The organism is Dactylosporangium sp. NPDC049140 (genome assembly GCF_040648435.1).
Window position 1 is genome coordinate 45815 of record NZ_JBEZDS010000062.1, and the last position, 17137, is coordinate 62951.

Annotated in this window: 14 protein-coding genes; 7 read left to right on the top strand and 7 right to left on the bottom strand. The window is 68.7% G+C overall.

The genetic code is table 11. The features are described from left to right. Nucleotides 1–363 precede the first annotated feature (363 nt). On the top strand, nucleotides 364–1881 hold the full coding sequence (locus AB0B76_RS51620; protein WP_360391400.1) for a carboxylesterase family protein: 1518 nt from the start codon (nucleotides 364–366) through the stop codon (nucleotides 1879–1881). Nucleotides 1882–2504: 623 nt separating this feature from the next. On the opposite strand, the gene AB0B76_RS51625 is transcribed toward AB0B76_RS51620, so the two are convergent. Further along, entirely contained in the window at nucleotides 2505–2915 is a 411-nt protein-coding gene (locus tag AB0B76_RS51625; protein WP_360391403.1) for a helix-turn-helix domain-containing protein, read from the bottom strand. Between the two features lie 118 nt (nucleotides 2916–3033). Here AB0B76_RS51625 and AB0B76_RS51630 point away from each other — a divergent pair, with 118 nt between their 5' ends. From AB0B76_RS51630 to AB0B76_RS51640, 3 genes are all read left to right on the top strand, one after another. Beyond that, nucleotides 3034–3888: an SDR family oxidoreductase gene (locus AB0B76_RS51630; protein WP_360391406.1), complete on the top strand. Its 855-nt coding sequence runs from the start codon at nucleotides 3034–3036 to the stop codon at nucleotides 3886–3888. 390 nt (nucleotides 3889–4278) lie between these two features. Further along, on the top strand, nucleotides 4279–5181 hold the full coding sequence (locus AB0B76_RS51635) for a TnsA-like heteromeric transposase endonuclease subunit (RefSeq protein ID WP_360391409.1): 903 nt from the start codon (nucleotides 4279–4281) through the stop codon (nucleotides 5179–5181). Nucleotides 5182–5968: 787 nt separating this feature from the next. Beyond that, nucleotides 5969–8500 carry an Hsp70 family protein gene (locus tag AB0B76_RS51640; RefSeq protein ID WP_360391412.1) on the top strand — a complete coding sequence of 844 codons (2532 nt, stop codon included), beginning with the start codon at nucleotides 5969–5971 and terminating at the stop codon, nucleotides 8498–8500. Between the two features lie 20 nt (nucleotides 8501–8520). On the opposite strand, the gene AB0B76_RS51645 is transcribed toward AB0B76_RS51640, so the two are convergent. The 3 genes from AB0B76_RS51645 to AB0B76_RS51655 form a co-directional block, all read right to left on the bottom strand. Continuing rightward, complete coding sequence (locus tag AB0B76_RS51645) at nucleotides 8521–9156, bottom strand: hypothetical protein (protein ID WP_360391415.1); 636 nt, start codon at nucleotides 9154–9156, stop codon at nucleotides 8521–8523. Between the two features lie 141 nt (nucleotides 9157–9297). Then, nucleotides 9298–9438: a hypothetical protein gene (locus tag AB0B76_RS51650; RefSeq protein WP_360391418.1), complete on the bottom strand. Its 141-nt coding sequence runs from the start codon at nucleotides 9436–9438 to the stop codon at nucleotides 9298–9300. A gap of 244 nt (nucleotides 9439–9682) precedes the next feature. After that, nucleotides 9683–10429: a GNAT family N-acetyltransferase gene (locus AB0B76_RS51655; RefSeq protein WP_360391421.1), complete on the bottom strand. Its 747-nt coding sequence runs from the start codon at nucleotides 10427–10429 to the stop codon at nucleotides 9683–9685. Between the two features lie 97 nt (nucleotides 10430–10526). Here AB0B76_RS51655 and AB0B76_RS51660 point away from each other — a divergent pair, with 97 nt between their 5' ends. Beyond that, nucleotides 10527–10736, top strand: a complete 210-nt coding sequence (locus AB0B76_RS51660) for a hypothetical protein (RefSeq protein WP_360391423.1) — start codon at nucleotides 10527–10529, stop codon at nucleotides 10734–10736. A 109-nt stretch (nucleotides 10737–10845) separates the two neighbouring features. Here the strand turns inward: AB0B76_RS51660 and AB0B76_RS51665 are convergent, their stop codons facing one another. The 3 genes from AB0B76_RS51665 to AB0B76_RS51675 all read right to left on the bottom strand — a co-directional run bounded on the left by AB0B76_RS51665 (nucleotide 10846) and on the right by AB0B76_RS51675 (nucleotide 15583). Then, nucleotides 10846–11823 (bottom strand): RNA polymerase sigma factor, encoded by a 978-nt coding sequence (locus AB0B76_RS51665; protein ID WP_360391426.1) that lies wholly within the window; start codon nucleotides 11821–11823, stop codon nucleotides 10846–10848. Between the two features lie 285 nt (nucleotides 11824–12108). Further along, on the bottom strand, nucleotides 12109–14838 hold the full coding sequence (locus tag AB0B76_RS51670; protein ID WP_360391428.1) for a BTAD domain-containing putative transcriptional regulator: 2730 nt from the start codon (nucleotides 14836–14838) through the stop codon (nucleotides 12109–12111). 436 nt (nucleotides 14839–15274) lie between these two features. Continuing rightward, the gene (locus AB0B76_RS51675) at nucleotides 15275–15583 is read right to left on the bottom strand and encodes a hypothetical protein (RefSeq protein WP_360391431.1); all 309 of its coding nucleotides are present in this window, start codon (nucleotides 15581–15583) and stop codon (nucleotides 15275–15277) included. Nucleotides 15584–15750: 167 nt separating this feature from the next. Here AB0B76_RS51675 and AB0B76_RS51680 point away from each other — a divergent pair, with 167 nt between their 5' ends. Together AB0B76_RS51680 and AB0B76_RS51685 are read left to right on the top strand one after the other, a co-directional pair. After that, a complete protein-coding gene (locus tag AB0B76_RS51680; RefSeq protein WP_360391433.1) occupies nucleotides 15751–15876 on the top strand; it encodes a hypothetical protein in 126 nt (41 codons plus the stop codon). A 382-nt stretch (nucleotides 15877–16258) separates the two neighbouring features. Continuing rightward, nucleotides 16259–16993 carry a dienelactone hydrolase family protein gene (locus tag AB0B76_RS51685; RefSeq protein ID WP_360391436.1) on the top strand — a complete coding sequence of 245 codons (735 nt, stop codon included), beginning with the start codon at nucleotides 16259–16261 and terminating at the stop codon, nucleotides 16991–16993. Nucleotides 16994–17137: the final 144 nt, after the last annotated feature.

A 17137-nucleotide genomic window follows, 5' to 3' on the forward strand; every position in this document is an offset into this window, starting at 1 on the left:
GTCAGCCCGGACTGTGGCATCCACGGGCACAGATACGGGGCGTCGTCCCCGTTCATCGGCAGGATGTCGGTCTGCCGGACCTTGGGGATCCAGGGCTCTGGTGACCTCGGACCACGACGATTCCGAGGTCGTTCATGCGGTTCTTAGGCTAGATATGATTTTCGCCATCGACGAATTCTTATCTCGCCTGTCCGAGGGTGTGGCCCGCTCCTGGCTGGCGGCCTCATCTTCACCGGTACGCCGGCGGCATCGGCAATCTCGGCGTTTTCCCGAGCCCGGCCAGACACCGTTTAGCCGGTTGGAAGGCGTCGGTGAGAGCCGGCGACCTTACCGTCTGATCGATCCGTACGGCTAAGGAGAGCCATGTCCGTGATAGTGCAGACCCGAGCGGGTGGGGTACGAGGCGTGACGGAGGACGGGATCTCGGTCTTCCGCGGCATCCCGTTCGCCGCCCCACCGGTGGGACCGCGCCGATTTCAGGCGCCCGAGTCGGCGCAGCCCTGGGACGGGGTACGCGAGGCCGACGTCTTCGGACCGCCGCCGCCCCAGTCGCGGATGGGTCTGCCGCCCAACGCCGTGCCGGCGGGGCCTATCCGGCACGACCCGACCGACTGGCTGACCCTCAACGTCTGGACGCCCGATCTGGGCGCCACGAACCTCCCCGTCCTGGTCTGGATCTACGGCGGCGCCTACCGGTTCGGGTCAGGTGGTGACTACAACGGCCGCCCGCTCGCGGGCTCTGGCGTGGTGATCGTGACCGGCAACCACCGCGTCGGCGTCGAAGGTTATGCCCAACTCGACGGCGCGCCCGCGAACCGTGGCCTGCTCGACCAAATGGCGATCCTGCGCTGGGTCCAGGCCGAGATCGCGGCCTTCGGTGGGGACCCGTCGCAAGTCACCATCTTCGGCGAGTCGTCCGGGGCCGGCGCGGTCGCGGCGCTGTCGGTGATGCCCTCCGCTGTTGGACTCTTCGCCGGCGCCGTCGCGCAGAGCGTTCCCGGCACCTTCTTCACCACGGCACTCGCCCGTGATATCAGCGCCGAACTGGTCGCGCCGCTGGGGCTCGAACCGTCGGCGGCCGCGCTCGCCGACGTCGAGCCAGACCGCCTGCTGGCCGCGCTGAGGCAGCTCGACGCCCGGATGCCCACGATCGGGCGCTGGGGAAGGATCGCGCACTCGTCCACGCCGTTCTCCCCGCTCATCGACGGTACGGTCCTGCCCGTCGATCCGTGGCGGGGTCTCGCGTCCGGCGCCGGACGCGACGTGCCCCTGATGGTCGGGCATAACCGAGACGAGTGGCAGCTCTTCCACGTCATGGACGGCCAGCTGGGCAAGGTCACCGACGAGATGGCGACGGCGACGATGGAGGCATTCGGCCCCGGCCCCGACGCCCCGGCGCGCCTCCGCGCCGCCTATGCAGGGGCGAGCCCGGAGGAACTGTCCGTCATCGTGCTGTCCGACCGCCTGTTCCGTGTGCCGAGCCAGCGCCTCGCCGCCGCGCAGACCGCCGGTGGCGGGCGGGCCTACCTCTACGAGCTGACCTGGCCGAGCCCGGCCGCCGGTGGCGTCCTGCGCGCCTGCCACGGACTCGACGTACCGCTCGTCTTCGGCGCGCTCACCGATGGCCTGGCCGAGTTCCTCGTCGGCAGCCCGCCCGACCCCGGCGCGATCGAGATCTCGGCCCAGATGCGCGGGGCCTGGGTCGCGTTCGCCCGCGACGGGGACCCCGGCTGGCCAACCTACGACGAGCGGCAACGGTTGACCCGCGTCTTCGACCGCGACCCGGACGGTGGCGTGCGCGCCTATCCAGAGGAGGTCAGCCGTGAGCTCTGGGCCGCGTACGAGATCGAGGTCGCCGATCTGCCATCCACAAAGGACTAGCGGCTACCGCGGGTGCCACGGCCAGTCGACAATGAAGCCGCTGCGGTCGAAGCCCGCCCTCGGGAAGGCAGCGAAACGCCGACGCCGCACCGCCTGGCGTGCGACCCTGCGTAACGGACACGGCGACCCGGCGACCGCACCGGGTGCGGCAAATCCGGATACCGGCCGTGTCCCTGCGGCCGATGGCGGCAACCGCGTGGCTCTGACAAGATCTTGCCGTGCCGACGACTTACCCGGACTGGCCTTCCACCAAGTCGGGCTGGGCGCCGTTCGCCTGGGGCGGGTTGGCAGCGAGCGTCTCGCTCGTCTGCTTGTATGCCACTACGCATTGGCTTTCGGGCTTGGGCCGCAGTGGTTCGACGGGCTCTGGCAGGGCTGGGTCGCCATGGCCGGCGGCGCTGAAGGGCAACGCATCGCGCGGCGCCGACGAACGGCACCGGGGCGCTGCTGAACAGACCGCGGCTCCTGATTGGCAAATCCTCCGGTCCCCTGCCCGCGGCGCCGATCGGGGGAGCTTTACCTACAGAGGGCTCCGCGCCCCTTTCCAGCACCGACCGATCTCGGCGTCTTCGCCCCTGTCGTTGCAGATCCCGAGAAAAGTCACTCAGACAGAAGCGCACCCTCTATCGCTTCCCGGCGCGCTCGTCATACTCCTCACGAGCTTCAAGAACTTCCCTGATGTGCTGCACCGACCAGTCCGTGAGCGCCTTCAGGGGGCCTCGCAGGGTCTCGCCGAGCGGTGTCAGCTCGTACTCCACGCGGATCGGCGTCTCCGGGTACACCGTCCGGAGCAGCAGGCCGTCGCGTTCTAGCGTACGCAGCGTCTGGGCGAGCATCTTCTCGCTGATCCCTGAAAGCCGCTGCCGCAGCTGCGTAAAACGGCACGCCCCATGCCGGCCGAGCTCCCCCAGCACGAGAACCGCCCACTTGCTGCCGATCTGGTCGAGCACGTCACGCGACGGACAGCCACGGACGTAGGGGTCCCACGAGGATGTGTGCTCGTTCACATCCCGGTATGTCGTCACCAACCCCACCCCGATCCTTACGTCGAGGTGGTCACCTTACCCGCAAGTGCGTCCTTACCAAAAGAGAGCGAGCAGGTCATCGTGGGGGCAGCGCTGCGGATGTTCCGCGGCGGAAGGGGCCATCACCATGTCGATCGTTGTTACCGCCGCCTCTGGACAGCTGGGCCGGCACACCATTGAAGCGCTTCTGAACCGCGGTGTCCCAGCTTCCCGGATCGTCGCGACCAGCCGTGACGTCACGAAGATCAAGGACCTTGTTGACCGCGGTGTCACGGTCCGCCGGGCCGACTTCGCCGAGCCTGCCAGCCTTGCGGCGGCCTTCGAGGGCGCGGAGAAACTTCTGCTGATCTCCACCACGACTCCGAGCGAGCGTGTCGCCAACCACCGACGCGCCATCGACGCGGCCGTCGCGGCGAGCATCTCCCTGGTCGCGTACACGAGCATGCTTCACGCGGACACGTCCACGGCAAGCCTCGCCCCGACCCACAGTGCCACAGAGAAGTACCTACGCGAGCGCCTGCCCAGCGTATTGCTGCGCAACGGCTGGTACCTGGAGAACTACACTTCCCAGCTGCCCCGGGTGATGCAGGGCGGAGCCCTGATCGGGGCCGCCGGCCGGGGAAGGATCAGCGCCGCGACGCGCGCCGACTACGCCGCCGCCGCCGCGGTCGTGCTGTCCACCGACGGCCACACCGGCGAGGTTTACGAACTGGGCGGGGACCACGCCTTCACACTGGCCGAGCTGGCCACGGCCATCTCGGTCGTCACCGGCCGGCGCATCCAGTACACCGACCTCCCGGCCGACACGTTCACCCGGGCGCTGCTCGACGCGGGCGTACCCCCGGAACTGGCGAACGTTCTCGTCAGCGCCGACCTGGCCATGAGCCGTGACGAGATGTTCACCGACTCCGGCGACCTGCGGCGTCTGATCGGACGGCCGACCACAACCCCCGCCGAGGCGATCATCGACGCACTGCGCTGACCGGCAGACCCGCCGTCATCCGGCGCCCTGGCCGTCACGACGCCCGCATGGCCGGAAGCTCCAACAGCTGCGTCTCGCAGTGACGCGCTCTTCTCGGCATGAGTGCGCGCCGGCCAGGTGGCCGAGCGCCCTCTACGCAGCGTGACTGCGGCACGGGTGGGTTCGATCATGCTTGGGGCCAAATACGCCCCGTCCCGTTGGGCCAGTGTTGGTCCGTCACGGCCAACCATGCTGCACCGGCGCCCGGCAGCACGCCTTGCGAGGACGCGCACGGCCCGACCCACCGCGGCGCGGCGGTGCCGCGGTAGCCGTCGGGCTCGACACGCCGGTTGTGCTGCGGGAGGACCGCACGCGGCCGCACTTGGGCGTCGCAGCGTGTCTGATTGACGGATGCGGATTGCTGGGCCGCCGGTTGCGCAGCTGCCCTCCGGCTCGGCCGACCTGTGGGATCTGTGCACGACCGGCCCGGATCTGGCCGCGGCCCGCGACGACGTCGCGTTCGGCGCGAGCTGGTCGGCGCGGTGGACCGCGACGTGGCGGCGGGCCGGGGTGGATGTGGTGTCGCCGGTGCGGGACCTCGGGTCGGTGCCTTTGCAGGGGTGGGAGCCGGTGCGCCGGTTTGCGTGGCGGGCCGGGCAGCGGCACCGGCCGGGGCTGCAGTACCTGGTGAGCACCGGTCGGCACCACGGGTTCGAGAGGATCGCGGAGCAGCGGCTGCTCCTCGCGCTGGACTTCGCCGCCGCGGTGGTGGAGCTGTTCTCGCAGCCGTTCCGGCTGCGGTACACCACGACCCAAGCGGGATGGCGGGAGCACATCCCCGACTTCCTCGCGGCCACCACAACCGGGCCGCTGCTTGTTGACGTGCGCCCGGCCGGGCGGATCGGTGGCGAGGACCGGGTGGCGTTCGCGGCGACGGCGGAGGCGGCGGAGGCGGCGCTGGTGGCCGGCTGGCGCTACCTGGTCGTCACGGGCTGGCGGGCGCACGTGACCGCGACCTTGGACACGCTGTCGTCCGCGCGGCGCCCGCTGCAGGACCCGACTGGCCTCGAGCCGCAACTGCTCGCCGCGGCGTCGGGCGGTCCGCTGCCGTTCGGTGGGCTGGTCGCGGCGACACGGCTGCCGATGGTGGCCCGCGCGCACGCGCTGCACCTGATCTGGCATCGCCGGCTGGGCATTGTTGCGTCTGATGCATCCGCAGGTGGGAGTGCATGTCCGCCGTGGGCGGACTTACGGTTAGGCCAGGTCAAAAGACTGACGATTAGCGTTTACCTGTTGCATCTGATGCAACATTGAAGCCTTTACTCAGTACGTCGGCGACGACGGGCATAGCTGGCAGATGGGCGCAATGGCCTTCGACCACTGCTGCGGCTCGCGAAGACAGCGACGTTCGTCGCTGTTCGCGGCAAGATCGCACCCCTCGTTTACCCCCCGAAAACCCTGCGAACGGACGCCAACCGGTGACAACGAAGCAGCCCTTGCCATCAGCGTTTGACCAGCTCAACGCCAAGATGCAACAAACGATGAAAGGACTGAAAGGGAGGTGACCCATAACAAGGGGTCGTGGGTTCGAATCCCGCTGTCCCGACGGAAATGGCTTGAGCTGGGAAAACAGGCTCAAGCCATTAGTGTTTGTAGATGATCCGGACGGGGCGCCCCTAGCCGGGCTCAGTGATGGCCCGGTGCACCTCCAGGTCGATCGGGCGCCACTCACCGATCGGCCGGCCCAGCCGGGCAGGCTCCGGCGGCGATGGCGCCGTCCACGCCGCTGTCCGCCGCTGCCGAACACGATCAACGACGGACGCAAGGTCAGGTCGGTCGGCCGCGCGGGCCGGCGCGACGCAGACGCTGACCACGTCCTGCTCCGCCGCCAACCCGCCCCCAACAACGATCTTGTTGATGGTGTCCTTGCCGGGCGAACCCGGCAGCGCGGCACCGGGCGGCTGCTCGGGCGAAGCCTCGGCATGGACATGGAATGTGCCCCCCGCTCGGCGGAGGCCGCCTCGGCCGAATGGATGCGGTGTTGATGTCAGGCGGTGCAACGTATCGATCTTGGCGGTCCGGCTGTGGTATTGATCTGGCCATGGTGACGCTCGGCATCGACTTCGGGACCTCGAACACCGTCGCGGTCGTCGGGCTGGACGACGGGCGGGCGGTGCCGCTGCTGTTCGGTGAGACACCGCTGCTGCCCTCGGCGGTCTGCGTCACGCAGGGTGGTGAGCTGCTCGTCGGTCGCGACGCGGTGCGGGCGTCCCGGAGCCGCCCGGAGGCGTTCGAGCAGTACCCGAAGTCCCGCATCGACGATGGCGAGGTGCTGCTCGGTGACCGGGCGGTGCCGGTCGCCGAGCTCATCGGCGCGGTGCTGCGGCGGGTGCACGACGAGGCGGTCCGGGTGGCGGGCGTTGCGGTCGACCGGCTGGTGCTGACCCACCCGGCGGGCTGGGGCGCCCGCCGCCGCCAAACGCTGCTGGAGGCAGCCGCCATCGCAGGCCTGCCGCAGGTAGGGCTCGTCGCCGAGCCCGTCGCCGCCGCGGCCTACTACGTAAACTTTCTCGGTCACGCGGTATCGCCGGGTCGTTGCCTGATGGTGTACGACTTCGGCGCGGGGACGTTCGACGCGTCCGTGGTACGGCGCACCGCCGACGGGTTCGAGGTGCTGTCCGAGGAGGGCATCCTCGACGCCGGCGGCCTGGACCTCGACGCGGCGATCGTCGCGTACCTCGGCGCCATCCACGGCGCCGACAACCCCGAGGGCTGGCGCCGGCTCACCGCACCGGCTGCGCCGGTCGACCAGCGGATGTCGCGCGCCTTCTGGGACGATGTGCGAACCGGCAAGGAGGAACTCTCCCGCACCTCGATGACGACGATCTTCGTGCCGATCCTCGAACTGGAGGCGGTCCTCGGGCGGGAACAGCTGGATCACCTCGCCCGGCCGCTGCTGGATCGCACGGTCGCGGCGACCCGGCTCGCCATTCGCAGCGCCGGGATCCGCGTCGAGGACATCGCCGCGGTGTTCCTCGTCGGCGGCTCCAGCCGCATGTCACTGGCCGCCACGTTGCTCCACCAATCGCTGGGTGTCGCACCCACGGTGATCGAACAACCCGAGCTCATCGTGGCCAGCGGCACCTTGCGCATCGACCGCGCCGAGACGCTCACCGCGGAACCATCGTCGAAGGACGAAGTGCCGGCGCCGGTACCGCTGGCTGCTTCGCCACGTACGGAGGCACAACAGCCGGCGCCGCACACACCGGCGCCCGGTCTGCCGGACCCCGTTTCGCAGGTTTCCCAGCTTCGTGACCTGACTGGGCATGACGAGCATGGGCAGGGTGGTGAGGCTGAGCTAGGTGCTGGCCGGCCGGTCCAGGCCGCTGTGCAGGCCCAGATACTCGAGGCTTCGGAGCTGCCTGAGTCTCCGGCCGAATCGATCGAGCCCCCACACGCGGGCAACGGCCTGCCGGACACGACGGCCGAGGCCGTGACTCCGACCGTCGGTATGTTCGGGCGGCGGGTGCGCCGCTACCGGGGCTGGCTCGCCGGCGCGGTTGGTGTGGCCATTGTTGCCGTGGTCGCAGTGATGGCCTTACAGGGTGATCCATTTGGCACGGGCTCAGGACCAGTACCCGGTCCTACCCAGTCGGTGAAGCTCAGCCCTACCCGATCCGTGACATCGATTGTCGCGCCTGTCCGGGTGGCCACCCTCACTGACCACACGAGCACGGTGAATGCGGTGGCGTTCAGTCCGGACGGCAAAACCATGGCCACCGGCAGCCGTGACAATACGGCGATCATGTGGGACGTGACCACCCCGGCCACACCCCGCCGTTTGACCACCCTCAGGGACCACACGAGCACAGTGAAAGCGGTGGCGTTCAGTGAGGACGGCAAGACCATGGCCACCGGCAGCTACGACACGGTGATCGTGTGGGATGTGAGCGTCCCGGCCGCGCCCCGCAGCCTGGCCACCATCGCCGGCAGCCTGGGCGGGCTGAACGTGATGGCGCTTAGCCCGGATGGTAAGACCATTGCCGCCGGCAGCTCCGACAAGACGGTGATTGTGTGGGACGTGAGCGTCGCGGCCGCACCTCGCCGCCTGGCCACCCTTACTGACCACACGGGCTCGTTGGAGGCGGTGGCGTTCAGCCCGGACGGCAAGACCATTGCCACTGGCAGCTCCGACAAGACGGTGATCGTGTGGGACGTGAGCGCCCCGGCCGCACCTCGCCGCCTGGCCACCCTTACTGACCACACGGGCTCGGTGGACGGGGTGGCGTTCAGCCCGGACGGCAAAACCATGGTCACTGGTAGTGAGGACAAAACGGTGATCGTGTGGGACGTGAGCGCCCCGGCCACACCCCGCCGCCTGGCCACCCTTACCGACCCCACGGGCTCGGTGTACGCGGTGGCGTTCAGCCCGGACGGCAAAACCATGGCGGCTGGCGGTGCGGACAAGACGGTGATTGTGTGGGATGCAAGCGCCCCGGCCACACCCCACCGCCTGGCCACCCTTACTGACCACACGGGCGCGGTCTTCGCAGTGGCGTTCAGCCCCGATGGCAAGACCATGGCCGCCAGCTCCGTCGCGGTGATCGTGTGGAGGACGCACGCCGATGAGTGATCCGCATAAGGCCTGACAGCTCAGACGGACAACAACCGATCGAGCAGGCGGTGGTACTGCAGCACGGAGTTGCGCATGTCCGCGATGCTGTCGGACGCCGGCGCGCTGCCGCGCTGGAGCTGCTCTTCGCGGCTGTGTACGCTTTCGGCGAGCGCCTTCACCGCCTCGTCCACCAGCTGCCGAGCCTCGGTGACGCTGCCCGGCGGGTCCTGGACGAACCGGCTCTCCACCTTGTGCCAGCGCCGCCGGAAGTCCTCGGTCTGCGTGGTGTCCCAGATCCCCGGCTGCTTCGCGGCGGGGTACTGCGACTGCGGGTCAGAGGCCGCCCGCGGCTGGTGGGCCGGCTGTTGCGCGTCCGTGTTATCCGTCCCGTAGACGTCGCCGCCGGCCGGTGTCGCATAGACCGGGCCGCCTGCGGCATCGACATCCGTGGGTGGCGACGGCGGCTCTTGGGAGGGCGGTGGTGCCGTGCCGGCCGCCGCCGGATCGATCGAGCTGCCGTCATGCATCGCGATTCCGCCGGTCCTGCTGGCGCCGCGGGGCCGCCATCCACGCCGCCGCGACGAACGGCGGAATCGGCCGAATGCCGCAGCCGCGACACCGGCGAGGATCAGCAGTAGCAGGACGATGGCGAGCAGGGCTTCAGTCGATGACATGGCGAAATCCCTTCAAACGCAAGCAGCTCAGACGCTAGCTCGCTCCGGCTCCGGCCGACCTCACCTACTCGATCCGGGCCTCTTGCCTACCAAGGGTGGGTTGTTCCGGTGCCGCGCGATTGGGATAGGGACGGCCGGCCGTCAGTCCACGCCTTGGTAGCGCTTCTCGAGCTCGCCGTGTTCGTCCAGACCGATCAGCTTGTTGAAATCGTCGAAGAGCACCAAGCCGTGGAGGGCCGCACGGGTGTCGCCCTTGGCGGACGACGCCACGGAACGCTGCACAGATGCGCCGCATCTCGTCCTCGGTCTCGGGCGACTCGATGAACAGCTCGGTACCCATGGCGATGGCTGTACGCGTCATCCAGCGGGATGGTTCGTGTCGACAGGACTGGCCGGGCGGTCGGCGTCGGCCGACCGCCCGGGTTCATGCGTTCCAGGCCCACCCATCGGAACCCGGAAACTTCTCAAACACGGTCCGGCCGTACCGCGGCACGACAGCGGCCAGTCCGGCCGCCTTTGCCGCCGTTCATTCGGGCAGGCGGAAGAGCCGGTAACGGCCCACGGTCTCGAAGCCGATGCGCCGGTACACCGGCTCGCCCTCGCTGCTCGCCTGGAGTGTGGCGATGCGCCGGCCCGACTCCCGGGTGATTCGCAGGGCCTCCATGGTGAGTGCGGTCGCGATGCCCCGTCGCCGGTAGTTCCGGTCGGTCGCGATGCAGTACAGAGCGCCCTCGTCCGTGGCGAGCGCAAGCGTGCAGGTGCCGACGGTCTTGCCGTCGACGATGCCGGCGAGCCGGACCACGCTGGAGTCGGCGTGGCGCATCTCGCGGTCCACAACCGTGTCCAGGTCGTCGGCGGGGAATCCAAGCGGCTCGGCGTATGCCCGCACGTAGTCGTACATCTCGGCCCGGTCGGTGACCAGGCGGATCTTCAGGTCGGTCGGCGGCGGCACCGGGCCGGCGACGGTGGCCACGTCAACCGCCATGACCGGCATGTCGCCGGTCAGCTCCGCCCCGCGTGCGAGCAGGCCCTCGGCGGTGCCCTCGTCGCTGTCCGCGCCGACCCACCAGCTCCATCGCGTGCCGGCCAACTGCTGCCTGGCCTCCTCGATCGCCTCGTCCAGCCCCCTGTTGCGGATCCGCAGCACCCCGTTGAGGAGGCCCTGCTGGATTCCGGTCCGATAGATGGGCAGGTCGGTGTCGGGCGAGCTGCTGGCCCAGCCGCTCCAGTACCGCCGGTTGGCGGTCAGTTGCGGCTGCAGGTCGTGGATCACGTTCGTTTGCATACCCTCAGGACTGCAGTCGTGGCCCGAAAGTTCGGTTGCCGAGGCGACATTCTCGGTCGCGGCCTGGGTAGCCGACTTCGGCGGTGTGCCCTTCACCACCGCGACGGGCGGCAAACTGCTGTTCGTGCGCTCACCCTCCGGCAACGAGGAGATGTTCCTCGAGATGGGCGAACTCGGCCACACCGCGACGAGTGACCAACTGAAGGCGCTCAGCGAGCGGTTCGAAACCGTCGGTCTGGCGGGGGACGACGCGTCCTGGCGGCCGGTCCAGCCCGGGCGTGAGGGCGGCTCGTAGGTCGCCGATCGCGACGCCGCTCATGGCTGGTCCGCCGGCTATGAGCGGCGTTCCGATGGACCGATCCGACCGCACGGGTAGGAAATGGTGGGCAGTGGTGGCCGGGGCGTCATCGGGCGGCGGGCATCGCCCGCGACTGTCCCGGACGGGCGGCGTGGATGAGCCGCACCTCCCCCACCAGGCCGGCCTTCTCGCGCAGCAGCCAGGTGGCGGCCGGTGGGCAGTGGTCGGGGTCCTCCGGGGGGTTGATGAACTCGTTCTCCCAGATCGTGATGCCCGGCCCGGCCACGACGTTGACCAGCCGGTACCGCACGCCGCTGTTGTAGTCGTTCCCCATGGCGGCGAAGATGGAGCCGAGCCCGGTCGATCGGATGCCGCTGGGCCATCGCATGGCCATGTCGTCGGCCCAGCGTTCGTCCAGCTTGTGCTGTGGCACGCCGTTGGCGACCGCGGACAGGATCGCGGCCGCTTCCTCGCGCCGCTCGGCGGTGAGCGTCGAGGCGTCGTGGTGGCGGTCGTCGCGTACGCGGGGCAGCGTGACGGTCAGTTGCCGCCGCACCTCGCTCAGCCGGCTGCGTACCGTCCCGACCGGTATTCCGCAGAGCGCGGCTATGTGTTCGTAGGAGTTGTTCTCGGTGAAGTAGCGCAGCATCGCCACCGGCTGCAGGGTCGGCGACAGTTGCCGCAGGCCGTGCCAGATCCAGTCGCGCAGGGCGCTGCGCTCGATGTACGCGGCCGGGTCGTCGAGTTCGGAGGCGTGCAGGTGTTCACCCGCTGTGCCAACCGGGACGGGCTTGCGGGCGCGCAGGATCGTCCGGCAGTTGTTGCGTACGACCGCGTGGAGCCAGGAGCGGACGGCGCTGGGGTCGCGCAGCTCGCCGATGCGAGCGAGCGCGGTGATGGCGGCGTCCTGGCAGACGTCCTCGGCGTCGGGGCGGTGGCCCAGGAGGTGGGTGGCCACGGCGAGCATGCCCGCGTAGTGGTGCTCGAGGAGCAGAGCCAGGCTCTGTTGGTCGCCCTGTTGGGCCGCGTGGACGATCTGCGCCGTCTGAGCGCCGGCGCCGGACAACGGGTAGCGCAACAGCATTCCTGAACGTTAGCGGCACACCCGGGACAGGCCGGGGGGTTGATGTCCGCGGTCAAACCGATGCTGCCGTCATGTCCGGTTACCGGGCCGAGCTCGCGAGGTTAGCCGCGCCACCTCGAGGCGGGCGACGCCGTCTGCCGCAGCGAGGCGGGCCCCAGACCTCCACGACGGTGACGTCGTCGAAGGTCACCCCGGCCCCGTTGCCGGCGAAGCCCAGGCCGCCGGTCCGGCTCAGGGCGCCTCCCGTGTCGTCGTGGTCCACGAGGCCGTAGCCGGGTAGACCCGTTAATTCCCCGTCGCGTCGGGCCCAAGTTTCAAAGCCAGCTCGGCCAGCTCAGCCCGCATGCTCTCGGTGCCCCCACCCTGAAATTCCCGGAGAACCGCGTGGGCTCGCTCGAGGGCCTGCCGAGCGCCGTCCATATCACCGGTCGTGATCAGCAGATCGGTGAGCCGCCGCAGCGCGTCGAAATGATTCGGCCGGTGCCCCACCTGGCCGGACGTCTGCGCCGAAAGCTCCAGTTGCTCCACCGCCTCGTCGAGGCGGCCGAGTTCGGCCAGGTTGCACGCGATCGCGTTGCGAATCTCGCCTTCCTCGATCCCCCGTCCGATTTGTTGATTGACTTCTAGCACCTGCCGAAGAACCGGTATCGCCTGGTCGAAATGGCCCATATCCACCAACGACTTACCCTGATAGAAGAGGCTGAGGTTTTCGGACCGCCGATTGCCGAGGTCCCGGAACAACGACTGCGCCTCCTTGCTGTGCTCCACGGCGAGGTCGTGCCGGCCCAACGCGCTGTAGACCCGATGAGAATTGGTGTGGATCAACGCTTGCTCGAGACGCATGCCACGTTCCTCATAGATGTGCAAAGCCTCCGAGAGCAGGCGAAGAGCCTCGTTGTAGTCGCCGAACGAGTGTCGCGCACCAGCCAGGCTCCGCAGCGAATGGGCTTCCCCCACCACGTCACCACACTGCCGGGCGGCATGCAGAGCCGCCCGCATGATCTCTCCCCAGTCCTGGTAGTAGCCGGCCCACTGCAGATACTGCTGCATCGTCAGAGCCAACTGCCAAGGCACGATCCCGTAGCCGAGGTCGGCGGCGACTTGGACGGCCTCCTTCAGCATCTCCCGGCGGACCGCGAACCACTGGAACGCCTCGGCATAGTTTCGCAGCCGCTCCGGCATCACGCCTGGCAACGGCGGTGGGGGTTGGATCGGTGTCCGGTTCGGCTCGAGAATCACCTGGGCGTTGAAGCTGCTGTGCAGGTAGTGCTGGAGCAGTCGGCTGATCGTGGACTTACGTTCCGGCGGCGGCTCGGTGTGCCGGAACAGCTCGTCGGCGTAGGCCTTGACCAGCACATGTGAGGTGAACCGGCCATCCTCGTGCTCGGTGACCAGCCCCATCTCGGCCAATTCGTCCAGCGCGGCCTCGGTTTCCGCGGGCTCCCGGCCGGACAGGCTGATGCAGGCCGGCCGGGCCACGCCGGAGCTCAGCGTCACCGACAGCAACCGGAACAGCCGCGCCGCGGCTGGGCTCAACTGACGGTACGACCAGGAAAAGGCGGTCCGCGGGTCGCTGACACCGCGCCCGCAGGGAAACGCCTGCAACCGGCGCGCGCCGTCCCGCAATTCGGTGGCAACCGTCGCGAACGAGAGTTGCGGGCGCGCGGTCAGCCGCGCTGCCAGAATCGCCAACGCCAGCGGCAGCCGACCACAGAGCTCGATGATCTCGTCGATGGTCGCGGAGGAGGAGGCATCCGTTCGGCGTGGCGGACCGGTCAACCGGCGCTTCAACAACTGGCGGGCAGTCGGCATGTCGGGAAGATCGACGCCCAGCAGGTGCGCGCCGTCCAGCACCGCCAGCCCGACCAGCGGCTGCCGGCTGCTGACCAGCACCAGGCTCTGCGCCGAGTTCGGCAGCAGCGGTCGCACCTGCGCGACGTCCCGGACGTTGTCCAGAACGACCAGGATCCGTTTGCCGGCAGTCAGACTGCGATACAGGCCGGTACGCGCGTCGACTGTGTCCGGAACATCGGGCGCGGCGACGCCTAACGCGTACAGCAAGGACCGCAAGGCGTCGCCGGCCGCGACGTTCTCGTCCTCACCCAGGTGGCCCTGGAGGTCGAGGTAGAGCTGCCCGTCGGTGAACTTGCCGGCATTCAGATGCGCGAAATGCACCGACAGCGTCGACTTGCCGACGCCGCCCATGCCAGCCATCGCGATAACCAGAGGGCTGGTTCGGCCAGCCGCCTGTCCGCCGGACACCAAGTCGGCGAGGAGGGTCAGTTCGCTCTCCCGGCCGACGAACAGAGGCAGGTCCGGCGGTAGCTGGGCCGGGATGACCGCCGCAGGCGTCGCCACGACCTGCAGGGCCGCCACATCCTCCGCGGGGGGCATCGCGGTCTGGGTCAACGCCCGTCGCTGGGTATTCTGCAGGTCGTTGCCGGGGTCGATACCCAGTTCGTCGGCGAGTCGTAACCGGATCGCTCCGAAGGTAGCCAGCGCCTCCGCCTGGTGACCGGCTGCCGCGAGGGTTGTCACCAGGCTCGCGTGGACAATCTCGTTGAGCCGCCCCATCTCCCCGGCCAGGCGCAGCGAGGACAGCACCCGATCGGGCTGGCGCAGCTGCACCGCCAACTCCGCGGCGGCGACCACCGTGTCGAAGAATTCACCGTCGATACCCGTGAGGACCGCCGACGCGGCCACGCTGTCCGCCAAGGCGCCGCCGGCCGTTCCGTGACACAGCCGCAATGCCTCGACGTAGTCGTCGAGTGCCTCGGCCGCGCGGTCCTGTCCCAGCTTCGACTTCGCCGAGGACACGAGCCGGCGAAAGGTGACGAGGTCGAGGGTCGCCGGGCCAGCGACGAACTGGTACCCGTCGCCATGCCGCAGCAGGTAGGACCCGGGCGCGCGCAACGGTAGTCCGGGCTCCATCAGACGCCGCAACGCTCCGATGTACTTGTGGATGATATTCACCGCGCTGGCCGGCGGGTCTGCGCCCCAGACGAGATCGATCAAGTCGGCCAAGGTGGTCGGACACCCTTCCCGGGCCAGCAGAACCGCCAGCAGGCAGCGCTGTTGACGCGGGCCCGCGTCCAATTCGGCACCACCACGCCAAATCCGCAGGGGACCCATTATCTGCAATCGCAAGAAGTCCATGGAACCTGGGCTCGTAGGCATCACGCTGCCGCTCTTTCGAAGAAGACTGCCGCCGGCACCGTCCGCTGCGCCGTCATTTAAAGAGCGGAACGGCGGGCGCGGCTTGTTGATCCCTAGTTGGCGACGACTGAACGACCCCGTCCGGTGGGGTTACCTGGTTCGCATACCATGCTAACGTGTCGGCTCGCGGGAAAATTCGACCAGGCCGTCAACTATCTGATGGCTGGTGCGCCGTCGGCCAGAACCCGGCCGCTAATCGCCGGTTCGAAGAGCCGGGAGATCGGCTCCACAAGATTCATGACGCGGCGCCACCAGCGGATCGTGGGTACTCAGGCAGGGTGCTAGCCGAGTGCAGGGCCCCGACTTCGCCGTGCACCAACAGAACTCCACCGGCCACCATGGTGTCACCGTCCCAGGCCGAGAACGGGTACGAATTCGGCGCGCCGACGCTTGCCGCGATCATGTCCGACAAAGGAGTGCCAGGCGTGCCGAATCCGGTCACGATCACCTCGCCGAACGCCCTGGCGTCATTGGTGGTGACCGGCCCGATCCGGAAGTCGGTCGGCGCGGTCTTCACGCCGGCGACCTCGCCGCCGAGCTTCATCTTGGCCCCCCACCTCGACGAGGCCGCGCGCGGGCGGCCAGCTGCGCGAAATCGGGCGGGAGCAGGTCGGGGGCGAAGTTCAAGGTGGCCGTTCGGGCACCCAGCCCGCGGCAATGCTCCACGATCTCTCCTAGGTTACGTACGCACAGACTCGCTCGTGGGCGGCCGTGCTGGACGACCCGTTCGGCGATGTCACGGACCGATTGCGGGCGGCCGGGGCGCTAGCGATGGTCACGATTCCGGCAACGGCCGACGACCGCGGCGATTACACCTTTGAGGACCCGTTCGACTGACGTACCCCGAAAACCTATCGGCCGCCAATGGAATGAGAACTTCTCCCGTCTTGACCGTAATCAATTGGGCTGATTCGCCATCCCCTGCTCGCGGCATCCGTCGCGACTGGACGACAAACGGATCCCCGGTGGGACGCGATCAACTGGTCGTAAAGATCGATCCCCGAAGCTTGCGCCAGACGACCAAGACCGTCACGGTCACCTTCACCGAATTCGCTGGCCTCGGCCGCACCGCGGCCGGGACGAGCTACGCGCATTACGGCTGGTTCAAGGACGGGAACTCGGGTTGGTGGACCCTGGCCGACGGCAGCACCCACGACGGCGGCTGCGACGGCGATGAAATGCCTCGAGGCTCGAGTCCTCAACGACGACAGGAGAAGTCATGCCCACGAAGGCGCTGCACATCCCCACTGCGGATGGCCAAGCCGACGCGTTCGCCGCTTTCCCCGACGCCGGCGGGCGACGCCCAGGAGTGCTGATGTACCCGGGCGGCTTCGGCGTCCGGCCCGTGCTCCGGCAGATGGCCTGTGAACTGGCCGAGCACGGGTACTACGTGCTCGTCCCAAACGTCTTCTATCGGTACGGCTCGGACCCCGTGATCGAGATTCCCGAGCATATCGGCAACGAAGCCCGGCCCGCGATTGTCGCCCAACTCATGCCCATGATCGAGGCACACACTGCCGAGCGGACCCTGAGCGACGCCGACGCCTATCTCAGGTTCCTCACCACCCAACCCGAGGTCAGTTCCGGACCGGTCGCGGTGACCGGCTACTGCATAGGCGGCCTCATGGCGGTACGCACCGCTGCGGCCCACCCCGACCAGGTGGTAGCTGTTGCCGGATTCCACGCCCCCGTAGGCGCCGACGGGCCGGACGTCCTCGCCAAGCTCACCGCCCAGCTCCACTTCGGTCACGCCGAGGAAGACATAACCCCTGAGGCACTCAAGGAGCTCAACGAGACCCTGAATGCCACGGGCGTCAGCTACACGTCTGAGATCTATCCCGGCACCCTCCATGGCTTCACCATGTCCGACACCGACGCATTCAACCCGGCCGGCCTGCAACGCCACTGGGACCGCCTGTTGTCCCTGCTCAGCAACGCCCTACCCACCGGCTGATCGTTCGAGTTGTTCTGGAGTCAGGCTGCCCGAGCGGGCACTACTTTCGGGCTGACTCGAAAATCTTGAGTGCGTGGGGCAGGCGGCAGCACCGGGGCGGAGCCGCGGTGGTTTGTGTTGGGTCATGCAGCGGCTGGTTCGTCT